At 74.4% G+C, this 14,906-nt stretch carries 14 protein-coding genes; 6 read left to right on the forward strand and 8 right to left on the reverse strand.

Translation table 11 applies throughout. The features are described 5' to 3' along the window. Positions 1–17: 17 nt before the first annotated feature. Positions 18–470, reverse strand: a complete 453-nt coding sequence (locus IF01_RS0100235; RefSeq protein ID WP_030391115.1) for a hypothetical protein — start codon at positions 468–470, stop codon at positions 18–20. 188 nt (positions 471–658) lie between these two features. On the opposite strand from IF01_RS0100235, the gene IF01_RS0100240 reads away from it, so the two are divergent. Next, positions 659–1,435 carry a GNAT family N-acetyltransferase gene (locus IF01_RS0100240; protein ID WP_051754773.1) on the forward strand — a complete coding sequence of 259 codons (777 nt, stop codon included), beginning with the start codon at positions 659–661 and terminating at the stop codon, positions 1,433–1,435. 37 nt (positions 1,436–1,472) lie between these two features. On the opposite strand, the gene IF01_RS0100245 is transcribed toward IF01_RS0100240, so the two are convergent. Next, positions 1,473–2,324, reverse strand: coding sequence for an EamA family transporter (locus IF01_RS0100245; protein WP_030391117.1), 852 nt, complete (start codon positions 2,322–2,324; stop codon positions 1,473–1,475). Positions 2,325–2,431: 107 nt separating this feature from the next. On the opposite strand from IF01_RS0100245, the gene IF01_RS50805 reads away from it, so the two are divergent. Beyond that, positions 2,432–3,295: a MurR/RpiR family transcriptional regulator gene (locus tag IF01_RS50805; RefSeq protein WP_030391118.1), complete on the forward strand. Its 864-nt coding sequence runs from the start codon at positions 2,432–2,434 to the stop codon at positions 3,293–3,295. 121 nt (positions 3,296–3,416) lie between these two features. After that, positions 3,417–4,445 carry a LacI family DNA-binding transcriptional regulator gene (locus IF01_RS0100255; RefSeq protein ID WP_030391119.1) on the forward strand — a complete coding sequence of 343 codons (1,029 nt, stop codon included), beginning with the start codon at positions 3,417–3,419 and terminating at the stop codon, positions 4,443–4,445. A 33-nt stretch (positions 4,446–4,478) separates the two neighbouring features. Here IF01_RS0100255 and IF01_RS0100260 read toward each other — a convergent pair whose 3' ends face one another. The 5 genes from IF01_RS0100260 to IF01_RS41075 all read right to left on the reverse strand — a co-directional run bounded on the left by IF01_RS0100260 (position 4,479) and on the right by IF01_RS41075 (position 10,184). Then, positions 4,479–5,840: an FAD-dependent oxidoreductase gene (locus IF01_RS0100260; protein WP_051754774.1), complete on the reverse strand. Its 1,362-nt coding sequence runs from the start codon at positions 5,838–5,840 to the stop codon at positions 4,479–4,481. A gap of 178 nt (positions 5,841–6,018) precedes the next feature. Then, the gene (locus IF01_RS0100265; protein WP_030391121.1) at positions 6,019–7,071 is read right to left on the reverse strand and encodes an ABC transporter permease; all 1,053 of its coding nucleotides are present in this window, start codon (positions 7,069–7,071) and stop codon (positions 6,019–6,021) included. Beyond that, positions 7,068–7,994: an ABC transporter ATP-binding protein gene (locus IF01_RS0100270; protein WP_030391122.1), complete on the reverse strand. Its 927-nt coding sequence runs from the start codon at positions 7,992–7,994 to the stop codon at positions 7,068–7,070. The genes IF01_RS0100265 and IF01_RS0100270 overlap by 4 nt, the downstream gene beginning before the upstream one ends. Positions 7,995–8,023: 29 nt before the next feature. Further along, positions 8,024–8,482 carry a GntR family transcriptional regulator gene (locus tag IF01_RS0100275; protein ID WP_030391123.1) on the reverse strand — a complete coding sequence of 153 codons (459 nt, stop codon included), beginning with the start codon at positions 8,480–8,482 and terminating at the stop codon, positions 8,024–8,026. A gap of 97 nt (positions 8,483–8,579) precedes the next feature. Further along, entirely contained in the window at positions 8,580–10,184 is a 1,605-nt protein-coding gene (locus tag IF01_RS41075) for a DUF2079 domain-containing protein (protein ID WP_244215390.1), read from the reverse strand. Positions 10,185–10,369: 185 nt separating this feature from the next. Here IF01_RS41075 and IF01_RS0100285 point away from each other — a divergent pair, with 185 nt between their 5' ends. Next, on the forward strand, positions 10,370–11,446 hold the full coding sequence (locus tag IF01_RS0100285; RefSeq protein ID WP_051754776.1) for a fatty acid desaturase family protein: 1,077 nt from the start codon (positions 10,370–10,372) through the stop codon (positions 11,444–11,446). Between the two features lie 75 nt (positions 11,447–11,521). Here IF01_RS0100285 and IF01_RS0100290 read toward each other — a convergent pair whose 3' ends face one another. After that, positions 11,522–12,034 (reverse strand): GNAT family N-acetyltransferase, encoded by a 513-nt coding sequence (locus IF01_RS0100290; RefSeq protein WP_030391126.1) that lies wholly within the window; start codon positions 12,032–12,034, stop codon positions 11,522–11,524. A gap of 87 nt (positions 12,035–12,121) precedes the next feature. Between IF01_RS0100290 and IF01_RS0100295 the strand changes: the two genes are divergently transcribed. Both IF01_RS0100295 and IF01_RS0100300 read left to right on the forward strand, forming a co-directional pair. Further along, positions 12,122–13,252, forward strand: coding sequence for a hypothetical protein (locus IF01_RS0100295; RefSeq protein WP_051754777.1), 1,131 nt, complete (start codon positions 12,122–12,124; stop codon positions 13,250–13,252). Positions 13,253–13,491: 239 nt separating this feature from the next. Beyond that, complete coding sequence (locus tag IF01_RS0100300) at positions 13,492–14,883, forward strand: erythromycin esterase family protein (protein WP_030391128.1); 1,392 nt, start codon at positions 13,492–13,494, stop codon at positions 14,881–14,883. Positions 14,884–14,906 lie beyond the last annotated feature (23 nt).

Below are 14,906 nucleotides of genomic sequence, written 5' to 3' on the forward strand. Positions count from 1 at the left end.
GCGGCCGGGGGTCGGGCTCAGGTGTCGTACTCGCCGTCCCAGGGGGCGTGGAAGCCGAGGCCGTCGGGGTAGAGCTCGGCCCAGTCGTCCTCCGTCGCGTCCTCGCCGTGCCGCTCGACCACCAGGCCGAAGCGGCAGCCGTCGACCAGCACCGCGAAGGGCGCGACGGCGATGTCCCCGAACTCCCGCTCCGGCAGCGCGTCCAGCCACTCGCGCAGCAGTTCCTCGGCGGCCTTCGGCGCACCGGCGTCGCACTCCTCCGGCGCCGCCTCGATCCGTGAGCCGAGGTGCCGCCCGCCCTCGTCGAACCGGTGCAGCACCGCGTACCACGCCCCGTCGTCGACGTCGAACGACTCCTCGGGGCGGGCGTAGCAGACGGAGGCGAAGAACTGGCCGCCGCGGCAACGGCCGATGGTGTCGGTGCGGTAGCCGGGCTCGTGGAGGATCGGGACGACCTCGGGGACGCTCATACCCGGAACGCTAGGCGCCGCCACCGACAATCCGGCCACGTCCGATCCGGCCACGTCCTGACCGATTCGCCGCCCCGGTCGGCCGGTTGACCGACAGTCGGTTGATCCCGGGCGGATCGTTCACCGAGCATGGCGGACGACAGGGCGCACCGAGGGGTGTGCCGACGCGCGAGGATCGGACGAACGGCGTGGCGCAGGCGGGGAGCGACTGGCAGTACGGGTACGGGGCCGACGGGGTCGCCGTGGTGCGGTTCGAGCAGGGCGAACGGGAGGGCCGCCCCTGGGCGGACCGGCTGGAGGCGGTCGACCCGGGCGCCGATCCGGCGGCCCTGGCCGCCTTCGTGCGGAAGGAACTGGCAGGCTGGGTGGTCTCCGGACCGGTCCGGCTCGGGGAGGAGCTGGTGCGCCAGGGGGCCGCGGTGCTGCGCCACGGCCACACCATGCACCGGGACCTCGTCGACGCTCCCCCGCCCGGGGGTTGGGCGGCCTGGGCGGACACCCCGCTCCGGGACGGGTTCCGTGCCGTCCCCTGCGACCGCGGGCCCGAGGCGCTCGTGCCCGCCTCGCGGGCGGCCTTCGGCCCCGGCCACCCCGACCACCGCCCGGACGAGGGCCGGGACGACCGGTCCTCGGTGCTGAGGATCGCCGAACTGCTCTCCGGGCAGGTGATAGGACCCCTGTTGCCGGCCAGCACCCTGGTCGTGGACGGTACCGACCGGGTGGTGGCCGGTGCGGTGCTCACCGACTGGGACGGCCTGCCCTGGATCGCCCACGTGTTCCGCCACCCGTCGCACGGCTACCCCGGCCTCGGCCGCGACCTGCTGCGCCGGGTCCTCGCCGAGGTCGCCGCCGGCGGCACCACCCGGATCGGACTGGCCGTGACCGAGGGCAACCGGGCCCGGCAGCTGTACGAGGAGCTGGGTTTCACGACGACGCACAGCTCGCTGACGGTCGTCGTCCCCTGAATCGCGCGGAGTCGCCGCCGCCGTCCTGGAACCGGCCTCAGGGGCGGGCCAGTTCCAGGACGGCTATCCCGGCCAGCACGGCCGCGCTCGCCGCCATCCGCAGCCGCCCGAGGCGCTCCCGGAAGACCACGGCGGCGATCAGCGCGGCGATCACGATGCTGGTCTCGCGGAGCGCCGCGACGGTGGCGAGGTCCCCCCGGGACTGCGCCCACACCACCAGCCCGTAGGCGGTCAGCGACAGCACTCCGCCGAGCAGCCCGAACGGCACCGCCGGACCGGCCCCGACCAGCAGCCCCGGCCCGCGCCGCACCCGGGCGACCAGCGCCAGGACCGGCCCCTGGAGCAGGAACAGCCAGGCGATGTAGCCGCCGACCGTCCCCGCGTGCCGGACGCCGCCGCCGTCGGACACGGTGTACGCGGCGATCATCACCCCGGTGCCGAGCGCCGCCGCGAGCGCGGGCAGCTGGGCCCGGCCCGGGATCCCCTTGGCGAAGGCCAGCCCGACCAGCCCGCAGGAGATGACGGCCACCCCGAGCAGCTCCCCGACCCCGGGCGACTCGCCGAGGAGGGCCACCGACAGCACGGCCACCAGCAGCGGCGCCGAACCGCGCGCGATCGGGTACATCTGCCCGAAGTCCCCCAGCTGGTAGGCGCGCAGGAGCAGCAGCTGGGACGTCACCTGCATCCCCACGGAGGCCAGCAGGTACGGCCAGGCGGCCGCCGCCGGGAACGGGTTGAGCAGCACCAGGACCACCGCGCAGGCGGTGTACGCGAGGTTGATCAGGGTGAAGCCGACCAGCTTGTCCTCGATCCGGTGCGCCAGCCCGTTCCACACCGCGTGCAGGACGGCGGCGGTCAGAACGGCCACGGGAACGGCGGCGGCTGCCATGGCGGGGCTCCCCTCCTGAGGACGGAACGACGGAACGACGGATCGGCGGGCCGGCGGGCCGGTGGAGCACCGACCGCCGGAATCCGATTCCACGTTACACTGGATCCATGGAAGAACATTCCGAATTTTCTCCGCTGGAGTCCCAGCTGGCCGCTCACGTCCGCGCCCGGCTGGGCGAGCTGCGCGGCAGCGAGGAGCGGGTCGCCCAGGTGGTCCTCGCCCGGGGTGCCGATCTGGTCGGCCTCAGCGTGAGCGATGTCGCCGAGCTCGCCGGGACGGCGCCGTCCTCGGTGGTCCGCGCCTGCCAGCGGCTCGGATTCCGGGGCTACCAGGAGCTGAAGATCGCGGCCGTCCGCCAGGCCCCGGCGCTGGCACCGGACGCCTCCGACACCCGGGACCCGGCCGCCCGCGCCCTCGCCGACACCGTCCGCGCCGCCCGGGAGGCGCTGGAGGGGATCGCCACGACGCTCGCCGTCGACGAGCTGCGGGCGGCCGCCGGGGCGCTGAACGCCGCCGACCACGTCCTCGTCCTCGGCGAGGGGCTCTCCGGCGCGGTGGTCCTGGACGCGGCCTACCGGCTGCGTGCCCTGGGTCTGCACACCGACGCCCCCGCCGACCCGAGCACCGCGCAGCTGGCCGCCGCCCAGCTGACCTCCACTTCCGCCTGCCTGGCGGTCAGCCACACCGGGGCGACCCGCACCGTGGTCGACGCCGCCCGCCACGCGCGCGGCAACGGCGCCGCGGTGGTGGCGGTCACCAGCTACGCCCGCTCCCCGCTCGGCGAGGCCGCCACCCACACCCTGGTCGCCGGCGGCCAGGACCTGGTCTTCGGGCTGGAGACCACCGCCAGCCGGATCGCCCACCTGGCGGTGGTGGACGCGCTGACGCTCACCCTGCTCGCCCTGCGCGGCGAACCGGCCGAGCAGGCCCTGCGCCGCTCCGCGGACGTCACCGCCGACCAGATGTACTGACGGCGCGCTGCACGGTGTGCTGCACGGCGCCCCACCCGGTACCCCGCACGGCGTTCGACGCGGCGTCCGGCCGGTGGAACGACGGCCGGACCCGTCGGTGCCGGTGTGTAGGCTCGCGGGCATGGCAAGGGTGACGCGGGACGACGTGGCGAGGACGGCGGGGACGTCGACAGCGGTCGTGAGTTATGTGATCAACGACGGGCCCCGGCCGGTGGCGGCCGCGACCCGGGCCCGGGTGCTCGCCGCCGTCGAGGAGCTGGGGTACCGGCCGAACCGTGTCGCGCAGGCCATGGCGCGGCGGCGGTCCGACCTGATCGGCATGGTCGTCCCGGACGCCCGGCAGCCCTTCTTCGCCGAACTCGCGCACACCGTGGAGCGGGCCGCCGCCGAACGCGGCAAGCTGGTGCTGATCGGCAACTCCGACTACGCCGACGAGCGCGAGGCCCACTACATCCGCGCCTTCCTGGGCATGCAGGTGGACGGCCTGATCCTGGTCACCCAGGACCCGTCCGCCCCCGGCGTCGCCCGGGCGGACGCCCCGGACGGGACGCCGGTCGTGCTGCTGCACCACCGTGCCGAGACCGAGCACGGGATCGCGGTCGTCGCGGACGACGAGGGCGGGGCACGGGAGGTCGTCGGCCATCTGCTCGGGCACGGCCACGCGACCGTGCACTGCTTCGGCGGCACCTTCTCGCTCAGCCCGAGCGACCCGGTCACCGTCCGCACCGCCGGCTGGGCCGCCGCGCTCGCCGAGGCCGGGCTCGCCACCGAGGGCCGACTGGTCGGCGCGCCCTTCGACCGCGTCCGCGCCCACCGGGAGGCGCTCGCGCTGCTGGCGCGCGCCGACCGGCCGACGGCGGTGTTCTGCGCGACCGACGATCAGGCGATCGGCCTGCTGCGGGCCGCCGACGACCTCGGCCTGCGGGTGCCGGAGGACCTCGCGGTGGCCGGGTTCGACGACATCGCGGAGGCCGTGATCGCCGGCCCGCCGCTGACCAGCGTGGCCACCGCGCAGGAGGAGATGGCGCGCGCCGCCGTCGACCTGGTGCTCGGCGTGCGCGCCGACGGGGAGCCGACGCCCACTGCCGGGGCCCGGATGTTCCCGGCCCGGATGGTGGTCCGGCGGTCCTGCGGCTGCACCGGCGCCTGAGGCCGGGCCCGGCTTCGGACCCGGCCCCGGACCTTACGCGCCGCCCGGAGCACCGGCAGGAGCACCGGCAGGAGCACCACCCGGCGGACCGGGCGGACCGGGCGGACCGGGCGGACCGGCCATGAGGTGCAGGTTCTCGTGGCCGTCCGGGGCCAGCACCCGGTCGTGGTTGAACGCGGAGATTCCGGCCCAGAACGCGCCCCGTTCGAACATCGCCTTCTCGTAGCCCTCGACGGCGGCGTCGAGGGCCGCCGCGGTCGAGGCCTCCCAGCGGGCCGGTGGGACCAGCACGGGGGCCACCGCGAGCGCGAGTTCGGCGGCGTCCCACATCGCGAGGTTGACGCCCTGCCCGGCGAACGGGGACATCAGGTGCGCCGCGTCCCCGACCAGGGTGACCCCCGGGCGGCGTGGCCAGCGCAGGCCGACCGGCAGCATCTCCAGCGGCTGGGTGCGCAGGGTGTCGTCGCAGGCGGCCAGCGCGTCGCGGAACTCCGGCGCCCAGTCGGCGAAGTGCCGGGCGAGGGCGGCGCGGGTGCCCGCCGGGTCGTCCGCGGAGAGGCCGGCCACCCGCAGCCAGTCCTCGGGGCTGCGGAAGAAGGCGTAGACGCGGATCCGGCCGTCGCTGTTGCGCTGGAGGACCAGGCCCTTGTTGTCGTGGAACGCGAACAGGGTGCCGTTGCCCACCGCGGCGGCGGCACCGGGGGCGGTCCGGTCCGCGTCGGGGATGCCCAGCTCGACCAGGCTGACGCCGGTGTACTGCGGCTCCACCGGGGTGAGCAGCGGGCGGACCCGGGAGTGCGCGCCCTCGGCGCCGATCAGCAGGTCGCAGACGTCGACGGCGCCGTTGTCGAAGTGCAGCCGGTGCCGACCGTCGCCGAGCGGCTCGGCCCGGTCGAGGCGGTGGCCCCAGCGGACGGCGGTGGGGGCGAGCGAGTCCAGCAGCAGTCCGCGCAGGTCGCCCCGGTCGATCTCGGGGCTCGCCCCCGGGTCGGCCCCGCCGGGCGCACCGGACCCGTCCACGGCGCCGGAAGGGCCCGGCGGACCGGCGGCGTCCGGAACGGGCCCGGCGCCGAAGCCGCGGGGGGCGGCACCGTGCTTGTCGACGATGCGGAACTCCGCGCCCTCGGGCCTGGCCTTCGCCCAGAACTCCTCGGTCAGGCGCGCCTCCTGGAGGGCGCGCCGGCCGGTGTCGCCGTGCAGGTCGAGGGTCCCGCCCTGGCCGCGCACGTCCCGGTCGGGCTCGCGCTCGTACACGGTGGCGGCGATGCCGTGGACCTGGAGGATCCGGGCGAGGGTGAGGCCGGCGGGGCCGCCGCCGATGACGGCGATCCTCGCGGTCGTTCCGTCCGCGCCGGTATCACCGGTCGTTCCGGTCCTTGCTGTCGTTCCGGTCATGCTGCGCAGTTCTCCTTCTGAGACGGGGGAGACCGCAATCGGCCGTGACGCCGTCCCAGTGTGCTGGGCCGGGCGCGCGCGCAGAAGACCGCAATCGGACGGCGCCGGACCGTTCAGGCCCCGGGACCGTTCGGCCCCGGGACCGTTCGGATCCCGGACCGTTCGGACCCAGGGCCGTTCAGACCCCGGCGCGGGTGAGCCGGCGCAGGACGACGGTCACCACCACGGCGGTGAGCACCAGCAGCAGACCGGCCTCGACCAGCTGGATCGGCACGAAGTGCGAGGCCGGGTGGTACTGCCCCCAGGAGGTCGGCGCCTCGTCGCAGACACTGGCCGCTTCGAAGCACTGGTCGCGCATCAGCCGGGTGCCGTCCGCGCGCACCACGCCGTCCTCCACCAGCCAGGCGCCGGCGGGCTTGACGAAGCCGCCCATCATGTTGTTGTACGGCTGCTCCTCCTCGACCAGCGGCCAGAAGAACGGGCGCCAGGCGACCATCACGGCCTGGGCGAGCGCCACCACCACCCCGCTGACCAGCACCGCGGTGACGGTGCGCCGCAGCAGCTGCCCCACCAGAACACCCAGGGCCAGGCCGAACAGTGACCAGGCGACCGGGGCGAGGCCCAGCACCGGGTAGGTGAAGCCCTGGAACGGGGGGTCGAAGGCCACCGGACCCCGGTAGATGTCCGACCACCACACCCAGCTGGTCAGCGCGGACAGCACGGAGGTCGCCACCAGCACGGTCGCGCCGGGGACGGCGAGCCGGGTCAGCAGCCAGCGGCGCGGGGTGACGGACTGGGTCAGGACCAGCCGGACGGTGCCGCGTTCGTACTCCTGGGCGAGCAGCGGCCCGCCGAGGAACATGCCGATCAGCACCGGGGCGGCGGTGACGGCGGGCTGGAGGATGTCGGTGAACATCCGGGTCAGCATCTCGATCCGGCCGAGCTGCACCCGGCACTCGATCCGTTCCCAGGACGCCGGGGTGTAGCAGGAGGTCTGCTGCATGGTCCCGATCCGGTCCTGGATCAGGACGTGCATGGCGACCAGGACGGCGGAGACGAGGACGAGCAGGATCGCCACCGACCGGATCGCGGGCCGGTTCTGGTGCAGCACCAGCCACAGCACGCCGCTCGGCCCGCGCCTGCGGCGGGCCGGGGCGGAGACGCCGTTCGCGGCCGACGGGGCGGCCGGGCCGGACGGGGTCGCCGGGCCGGACAGGGTGCTGGTGCTCATGCGGCGGCCTCGCGATCGGGGGCGGTGGCGGTGGCGGACGGGGGCAGCGGAGTGCGGAGGTAGGCCAGCAGCAGTTCCTCCAGACTCGGCCGGACCGACTCCCACGGCCCGTCGACCGGTTCGCCGGTGCGCAGCAGCGCGGTGACCTGGCGGCCGCGGACCCTCCGCTCCACGGCGGTCCCGGCGGGGAGTTCCGCCCCTTCGGCGATGCCGGTGAGCAGCTGATGGCTGTCGAGGATCTCCTCCGGGTCGCCGGACAGCCGGATCCGGCCCGCCTGCACCAGCAGCAAGTGGTCCATGACGCCGTCGAGTTCGGGCAGGATGTGCGAGGAGACCAGGATCGTGGTGCCGCGTTCGGCGGCCTCGGCCATCAGGACGCCCATCAGTTCGTGGCGGGCGAGCGGGTCGAGGTCGGACATCGGCTCGTCGAGCAGCAGCAGGTCGGCGCGCTTGCCGAGGGCGAGCGCGAGCGCGACCCGGGTGCGCTGGCCCCCGGAGAGCGAGCCGACGCGGGCGTCGAGCCTCAACTCCCCCATGTCGACGACCCGCTGGGCCGCCTCCTCGTCCCAGCCCGGGTTGAGTTCGCGCCCCATGCGCAGGGTGCCCGCCACCGTGAAGGAGGGGTAGAGCGGCTTCTCCTGGGTGACGCAGGCGACCCTGGCCCGCGTCTCCGGGGTGCTCGACGCCTCGCCGAACACCCGCAACTCGCCCTCGGTGGGCTCGATCAGGCGCGCGGCCAGGGTGAGCAGGGTGCTCTTGCCGGCCCCGTTGGCTCCGACCACGCCGCAGATCCGGCCGGCCGGGACGGTGAACTCGCAGTCCCGCAGCGCCCACCGGTCGCCCCGGTAGCGCTTGCCGAGTCCTACGGCCTCGATGGCCGGCGGCCCGGATATCGCCTGCGTCGCCGCTGTCGCGTCTGTCATGCGGCCCCCACCCTCTCTGTTCTGCGCGTCTACGCGGCCGGATCCGCCGGCCCGGTGCTCCCGGCGGCACCGGTGTCCCCGGCACTACCGGTGCTCCCGGTGACGCCGGTCCGGAAGCGCTGCTCCAGCACGGAGGTCATCAGCGCGGAGATGTCCTCGCGGTCGAGTCCGGCCGTGCGGGCCTCGTCGACCCACTCCACCAGCCCCGCGCGCAGCGGTCCGTCGGCGGCCGCCTCGGGCCGGGCCAGCGAACGCCGGACGAAGGTGCCGAGGCCGGGCCGGGGCTCGACCAGCCCCTCGCGTTCGAGTTCGCGGTAGGCCTTCAGCACGGTGTTCGGGTTGATCGCGGTCTGTTCGACCACCTCCCGCGCGGTCGGCAGCTTGTCACCGGGCTGCAGCACACCGAGTCGCAGCGCCTGCTTGGTCTGCTGCACGATCTGCTGGTAGGTGGAGACTCCGCTGCGCCGCTCGATGCGGTACTCGATCACACCCGCATCACCCTTTCACTAGTTTATTGGTGGAATGGTGGCGGACCACTGCGCCGCGGTCAAGTCCGACCCACCCGGGGGAAGGTGCCGAAAGGTCCTACGGGCGGCCGAGCAGCCGCAGGTCACCGTCGTCCACGACCCGGCGGTAGCCGAGCCGCTCGTAGCGGTCGAGCATCCGGAGGGTGTCGGCGATCGCACAGGGTGCCTGCACGCTCGGGTCGGCCAGGTCGACGACCACCCACTCCGGACCGCCCTGCACCGCTCCGGCCCGCACCGCTCCGGCCCGCACCGCTCCGGCCGGCGGCGTCCCGGTCGAAAGCGTCCCGGTCGAAAGCGTCCCGGTCGGCGGCGAATCGGCCGGCGGCGAATCGGCCGGCGGCTCCACCAACGGCGGCGACGGCTCGCGGCACACCAGGCCGACCGTGGTCCGCCCGGCCAGCTGCGCGGCGAGACGGTTGGAGGCGGCGACGGTGGCGCCGTCGGGTATCCGGGCGAGCATCGTCCGGGCCCGCTCCAACCATGGCGAGGTCCCCCAGGCCCCGGGGGCGACGAGTTCGTGCAGCGGGTAGACCGGCAGCGTCACCAGGGCGACCAGGCCCGCCACCGCCAGCGCGCGGCGGGCCCGGCGGACGGCCGCCCGGTCCGCCCCGGCCTCCCGACCCCTCGCGAGCACCCGGGCCGGCACCGGGCCCGGCACCCGCCCCGGCCCCTCGAAGGCGCCGGTCCGCCGCACGGCGTCCACCAGGGCCGCCAGCAGCAGCGGCATCAGCACCGCGCTGTAGTGGTAACTCACACCCCAGTAGTGCGAGTTGTCGGCGGCCAGCCGCCAGCCGAGGGTGGGCAGGCAGAGCAGGACCAGCGGCGACCGCAACCCCAGGAAGCCCGCCGTCGCGGCGGCCAGTCCGAGCAGCAGCCACTTCAGCGGCGGCCAGACCAGTCGGCCCGCGAGCTCCCACGGCGCGCCCGCCGCCTCCCGCGTGCCCATCTGGCCCCAGTAGTCGAAGCCCCCGTCCGGGTTGAACGAGGGCAGCACCACCAGCACGGTCAGCGCGGTCGCGGCGAGCCCGAGGACCGCCACCCCGAAGCCCAGCGCCCTGGTCCCGCTGCCCTTCCCCGCCCGGGCGAAGACCAGTGCGCCGACCACGGCCACGGTGAGCCCGAGGTCCTCCTTGACCAGGACCAGCGGCAGGGCCCACAACACCGCGGCGACCGGCCGGCCCCGGCCGAGCGCGGTGGCGGAGAAGGCCAGCAGCGGCACCGCGAACGCGATCTCGTGGAAGTCGTCGGCCACCGCCTCGACGATCCCCCAGGAGACCCCGGTCAGTACGCCGACCAGCACCGCGAGCCTCGGGCCGCCCACCTCGAAGGCCCACCGGGCGAGCGGCACCACGGCCAGCGCCATCAGCACCGCCTGCGCGAGCAGCAGCGTGACGGCGCTCGGGAACAGCCGGTACAGCGGGGCGAGGGTGGCGAGCAGCGGGTGGAAGTGGTCGCCGAGCAGCTGGTAGCCGGGGCCCTTGAGCAGCACCACCGGCGCCTCGCCGTGGGCGTAGGCACGCACCGCCTGCTCGAAGATGCCCAGGTCGTAGGCCTGGGTCAGCATCCGCCGGTGCCGGTTGACGGCGACGCAGGCGTAGAGCGCGGCGAACAGCCCGGCCAACCCCCAGGACAGCGGCCGGGGCCGCCGGAGGGCATGGAGCATCCGCATGAGTAAACCACCCTTTCACTACTCAATTAGTGAAAGGGTGGTGGAACCCTGTGTCGACCGTCAACCCCGACCACCGCCGGCCGGGGGCATTCCCACCCCCGGCCCGGGGGTCAACCCCCCTATGGAAAAGGGGGATTGTCCGGTTCTCCGCGCCCGGGCCGGCCACCAGACTTCCTGTCATGAGCCCAGAGCCCACGACGCTTGCCCCGCCCGCACCAGTCACCAGGGTCACCACCGCCACCCCGGACGGGCGGGAGCGCGAGGGCAGCGACTTCGCCCAGCTGGCCCGCCGGATCACCGAGGAGGGACTGCTCGACCGGCGCCCCGGCTACTACACCGTGCGCATCGGCCTCACCCTCGCGGCGTTCGCCGGCGGCTGGTACGCCCTGTTCGCCCTGGGCGACACCTGGCTGCAACTCGCCCTGGCCGCCGGCATGTCCGTCGTCTTCACGCAACTCGGACTGCTCGCGCACGACCTGGCGCACCGTCAGGTCTTCGGTGGACGGCGGGCGAGCGAGACCGGCGGGCGGATCGTCGCCAACCTGCTGATGGGCATGAGCTACGGCTGGTGGATGAGCAAGCACACCCGCCACCACGCCAACCCCAACCACGAGGGCCGCGACCCGGACGTCTCCCCCGACATCGTGGTGTGGTCCCAGCAGCAGGCCCGGGAGGCGAGCGGGGCCGCCCGGTTCATCGGCCGCCGACTGGCCTACCTCTTCGTCCCGCTGTTGTGCCTGGAGGGCCTCAACCTCAGCTGGAACAGCTTCCGCGCACTGCGCGGCCCCGCCATGAAGCGCCCCCGACTGGAGGGCACGCTGCTGGTCCTCCACTTCGCGGCCTACTTCGGGATCGTCCTCGCCGCCCTCCCGGCCGGAAAGGCGATCGCCTTCCTCGCCGTCCACCAGGCACTGCTGGGCATCCTCCTGGGCTGCGTCTTCGCGCCCAACCACAAGGGCATGCTGATGGTGACCCCGGAGATGCGGCTGGACTTCCTCCGCCGCCAGGTGCTGACCTCGCGCAACGTCCGCGGCAACCCGGTGCTGGACACCCTGATGGGCGGCCTCAACTACCAGATCGAGCACCACCTCTTCCCCAGCATGCCGACGCCCGCACTCCCCCGGGCCGCCCGGATCACCCGCCGGTTCTGCGCGGAGAAGGGCATCCCGTACTACGAGACCGGGCTGCTCCGCTCCTACCGGGAGATCTTCGCCCACCTCCACCGCACCGGCGAGCCGCTGCGCGCGGACCACTGACCCACCCGACCGCCGACCCCACCCGACCGCCGACCCCACCGGTGGCGCTCCCCCGCCGGGGCGCGCCACCGCGGCTCAGACGAGTTCGGCGGCCAGCAGGTCCATCAGCAGATTGTCGTGCCAGGTGCCGTCGGAGCCGCGCTCGTACTGGCGCATCACCCCCACGGGGCGGAAGCCGACCTTCTCGTAGCAGCGGATCGCCGCCGTGTTGTCCGCCGCCGGATCGATGATCAACCGGTGGTAGTGGTGGTCGTCGACCAGGTGACGGGCCAGCGTGCGGACGGCGTCGGTGCCGTAGCCGCGCCCGTGGTGGGCCGGGTCGAGGTAGATGTCCATCCCGGCGTGCCGGTACTCGTCGTCGTTCTCGGCGTACCACTGGACCGCGCCGACGACCCGGCCGCCGACCTCGATCACGAAGGTCTCGGTGCCGGGCTCGCCGAGGTCGGTGGTGACGGCGTCGGTGAGGTCGTCACCACCGCGCCAGCGGGCGTAGACCTCGGGGGTACGGCGGATGGCGACCAGGGCCGGGATGTCCTCGGCCGAGGCCGGGCGGAGTGTGACGTGCGCGCCGTGCAGATTCGTCCCCATAACAGCGGATGCTTCCATGGAACGCCGCATTCGGCGAGCGGTTATCGCTTTGCACGCACACCGTCCCACCAGCCATGATTCGCCCTCGTGATACGTCTGCTGATCATCCTCCTGGCCTTCGTGGCCTACCTCGTCTACCGCTTCCTTCGGCGGCGCAACCATCTGAAGTGGGCCCGGGAGGGCTTCGACCCGGCGGCCTACGGCATGCCGCCGCGCGAGCGGCTCGACCCGACCCGGTCCGGCCCGCCGACCCCGCTGGAGCAGCGCGAGCGCTCGCAGGCGATCGCCGACGCCGCCTGGGCCGGGGACTGGCGCCCGGCGGCCGCGTACGTCGCCGAGGCCGGGGACCACTGGGACGAGCGCTGGTCCCGGCTGGGCCTGCTGGCGGCGGTCGCGGCCGAGGGCGACAGCTGGCTGACCGCCTGGCGCGCCGCCGAACCGGGCGACTGCGACGCCGCCACCCTGGAGGCCAAGCTGATGGTGCACCGCGCCTGGGAGGTGCGCGGCTCCGGCTACCGGGACGAGGTCGGTGACGAGGCGATCAAGAGCTTCGTCGAGCTGCTGCCGGCCGCGATCGAGGCCGCCCGCCGGGCCGCGCTGCTGGCCCCGGCGAACCCGGGCCCGTGGGTGGTGATCGTGACGGCGGCGCGCGGGGCGCAGTTCACCCCGGAGCAGTTCCAGGAGGCGTGGGACGAGCTGGTGAAGCGCGCCTGGTACCACTACGACGGCCACTGGCAGGCCATGCAGTACTGGTGCGCCAAGTGGTTCGGGTCCAACGACAAGATGATGGCCTTCGCCGAGCGCACCATGGACGCGGCGCCGCCCGGGAGCCCGCTGGGCGGGATCTACCTGCACGCGCTCGCCGAGCTGGAGGAGCGCCGCTCCATCGCCGGCACGCTGGCGGCGGACCGGACCAAGTGGCGGATCGACAACCTCGCCGCCCAGCTGCGGCAGGTCCGTCCGGACGACGAGCGGATGCCGCAGCTGCGGCACCTGCTGGCGCACTTCGCCGGCGAGGTGGAGTCGTACGAGGTGGCGCTGGAGCAGTTCCGGGCGATCGGCCCCTGGTGCGGTGCCGAGCCGTGGCGCAAGCAGGACGACCCGGTGGCGGCGTTCGACCTGGCCCGCGCGCTCGCGGTGAAGCGGGCGAAGGCCGAACCGCTGGCGGCCGAGCTGCGCCCGGAGAAGAACGCCGACGTGCGGCACGGCCGCCCGTAACGCGTCGCACCCGTCGCTCCGTCCGTTGCCCCCGCGCGCGGGTCCGTCCGTCGCCCGCGCGCGGTAACGGACGGAGGGGCCGCCGCCGGTCGGGGGCCCGCCACCGAATCCGGACGGGGGGTTTCCCCCAGCAAGGACGGCGGCCCTCCCCAGCGCGCCGCGGGGCCCGCCGCGGCGAAGATCAACTCATCGAACGCCGAGGTCATCGGCGGTCCGTCGGGTCGAGGAGTGATCACAAGATGGCAGGGAACAAGCGGTTCGGGCGGCGCGGGGTGCTGGCGGCGACGGCGGCACTGGCCGCCGCCGCGGTACTGGCCCCGGTGGCGGCGGTCGCCGCGCCGGTGACCCCCGCGACGGCCGGGTCCGCGGCCACGGCTGCGGCCGCGGACCCGACGCAGACGCAGCGCTCCGCCGTGGTGCGAGCGCTGGAGAGCGTCGCCCAACCGCTGCGGACGACCGAACCGGGCGGCCGCACCGCGGACCTGCGGGCGTTGGGCGCGATGATCGGCGACGCCCGGGTGGTCGGCCTCGGCGAGGCCACCCACGGTTCGCACGAGTTCTTCGCGATGAAGCAGCGGCTGTTCCGCTACCTGGTCGAGGAGAAGGGCTTCACCACCTTCGCCCTGGAGACCAGCTGGACCAGCGGCCTGCAGATCGAGGAGTACGTCCAGGGCGGCCCGGGCGACGCGCGGCAGGTGGTCAAGGAGGCCCTGGGCGGCAGCCCGTGGGACCGCGAGGAGTTCGCCGACCTGATCGCCTGGATGCGCTCCTACAACCGGAGCCACCCGCGGAACCCGGTCCACTTCCTGGGCGACGACATCGGCGCCCCGAGGCTCGGCGACCGGATCTTCGAACGGGTCGCCTCCTACCTGCGGGAGGCCCGGCCGGACGCGCTCCCCCAGCTCGACGGGCTCTACGCCGGGCTGCGGCCGTTCGACGACACCATGGCGTACCTCAAGAAGCCGGTCGCCGAGCGCCGGGAGAACGCCGCCAAGGCGCGGCAGGCCCTCGACCTGGTCAGCGCCAGCGGTGCCGACGGGGACGCCCGCGTGTGGGCCGTGCAGCACGCCCGGAACATCGCCGACACCTTCGAGTTCGCCGCCCTGGACCTCGCCGACCCGGCCTCCGTCTCCGCCGCGGAGCAGCTGCGCGACCGGGCGATGGCGGACAACACCGCCTGGTGGGAGCGCCGGACCGGCGGCAAGGTGCTGCTGTCGGCGCACAACGGGCACGCCGGCTACCTGGCCACCGACACCTTCCTGTACCCCGAGCCGCAGGGCTCCCACCTGCGGGACACCTACGGCAAGGACTACGTGGCCGTCGGCTTCACCTTCGACAGCGGTTCCTTCCTCACCAACGACGGGATCCTGACCGACGCCTGGAAGGCCGTCACCGTCCCGCCGGCCACGCCGGAGATGAACGAGCACACCCTCGACCGGGTCCGCTACCGGGACTACTACGTCGATCTGCGCACCGCGCCCCGGGCGGCCCGCGACTGGCTGAACGTCTCCCGCCCCACCTACGAGGCCGGATCGGTCTACCTCACCGACCCCCGGCCGGAGTTGGCGATCGGCCGGGCCTACGACGTGCTGATCCACCTGAACCGGGTCACCCAGGCCCGGATGTTCTGACCGCCCCGGGTGCGACGGCGGGG

The sequence above is a fragment of the Kitasatospora purpeofusca genome (assembly GCF_000718025.1).
GTDB classification, from domain to species: domain Bacteria; phylum Actinomycetota; class Actinomycetes; order Streptomycetales; family Streptomycetaceae; genus Kitasatospora; species Kitasatospora purpeofusca.

Excerpts from the sequence above, each read along its gene's own strand:
- IF01_RS0100235 (WP_030391115.1), bottom strand. The coding sequence starts at position 470 with ATGAGCGTCCCCGAGGTCGTCCCGATCCTCCACGAGCCCGGCTACCGC.
- IF01_RS0100245 (WP_030391117.1), bottom strand. The coding sequence starts at position 2,324 with ATGGCAGCCGCCGCCGTTCCCGTGGCCGTTCTGACCGCCGCCGTCCTG.
- IF01_RS50805 (WP_030391118.1), top strand. The coding sequence starts at position 2,432 with ATGGAAGAACATTCCGAATTTTCTCCGCTGGAGTCCCAGCTGGCCGCT.
- IF01_RS0100255 (WP_030391119.1), top strand. The coding sequence starts at position 3,417 with ATGGCAAGGGTGACGCGGGACGACGTGGCGAGGACGGCGGGGACGTCG.
- IF01_RS0100260 (WP_051754774.1), bottom strand. The coding sequence starts at position 5,840 with ATGACCGGAACGACAGCAAGGACCGGAACGACCGGTGATACCGGCGCG.
- IF01_RS0100265 (WP_030391121.1), bottom strand. The coding sequence starts at position 7,071 with ATGAGCACCAGCACCCTGTCCGGCCCGGCGACCCCGTCCGGCCCGGCC.
- IF01_RS0100270 (WP_030391122.1), bottom strand. The coding sequence starts at position 7,994 with ATGACAGACGCGACAGCGGCGACGCAGGCGATATCCGGGCCGCCGGCC.
- IF01_RS41075 (WP_244215390.1), bottom strand. The coding sequence starts at position 10,184 with ATGCTCCATGCCCTCCGGCGGCCCCGGCCGCTGTCCTGGGGGTTGGCC.
- IF01_RS0100285 (WP_051754776.1), top strand. The coding sequence starts at position 10,370 with ATGAGCCCAGAGCCCACGACGCTTGCCCCGCCCGCACCAGTCACCAGG.
- IF01_RS0100290 (WP_030391126.1), bottom strand. The coding sequence starts at position 12,034 with ATGGGGACGAATCTGCACGGCGCGCACGTCACACTCCGCCCGGCCTCG.
- IF01_RS0100300 (WP_030391128.1), top strand. The coding sequence starts at position 13,492 with ATGGCAGGGAACAAGCGGTTCGGGCGGCGCGGGGTGCTGGCGGCGACG.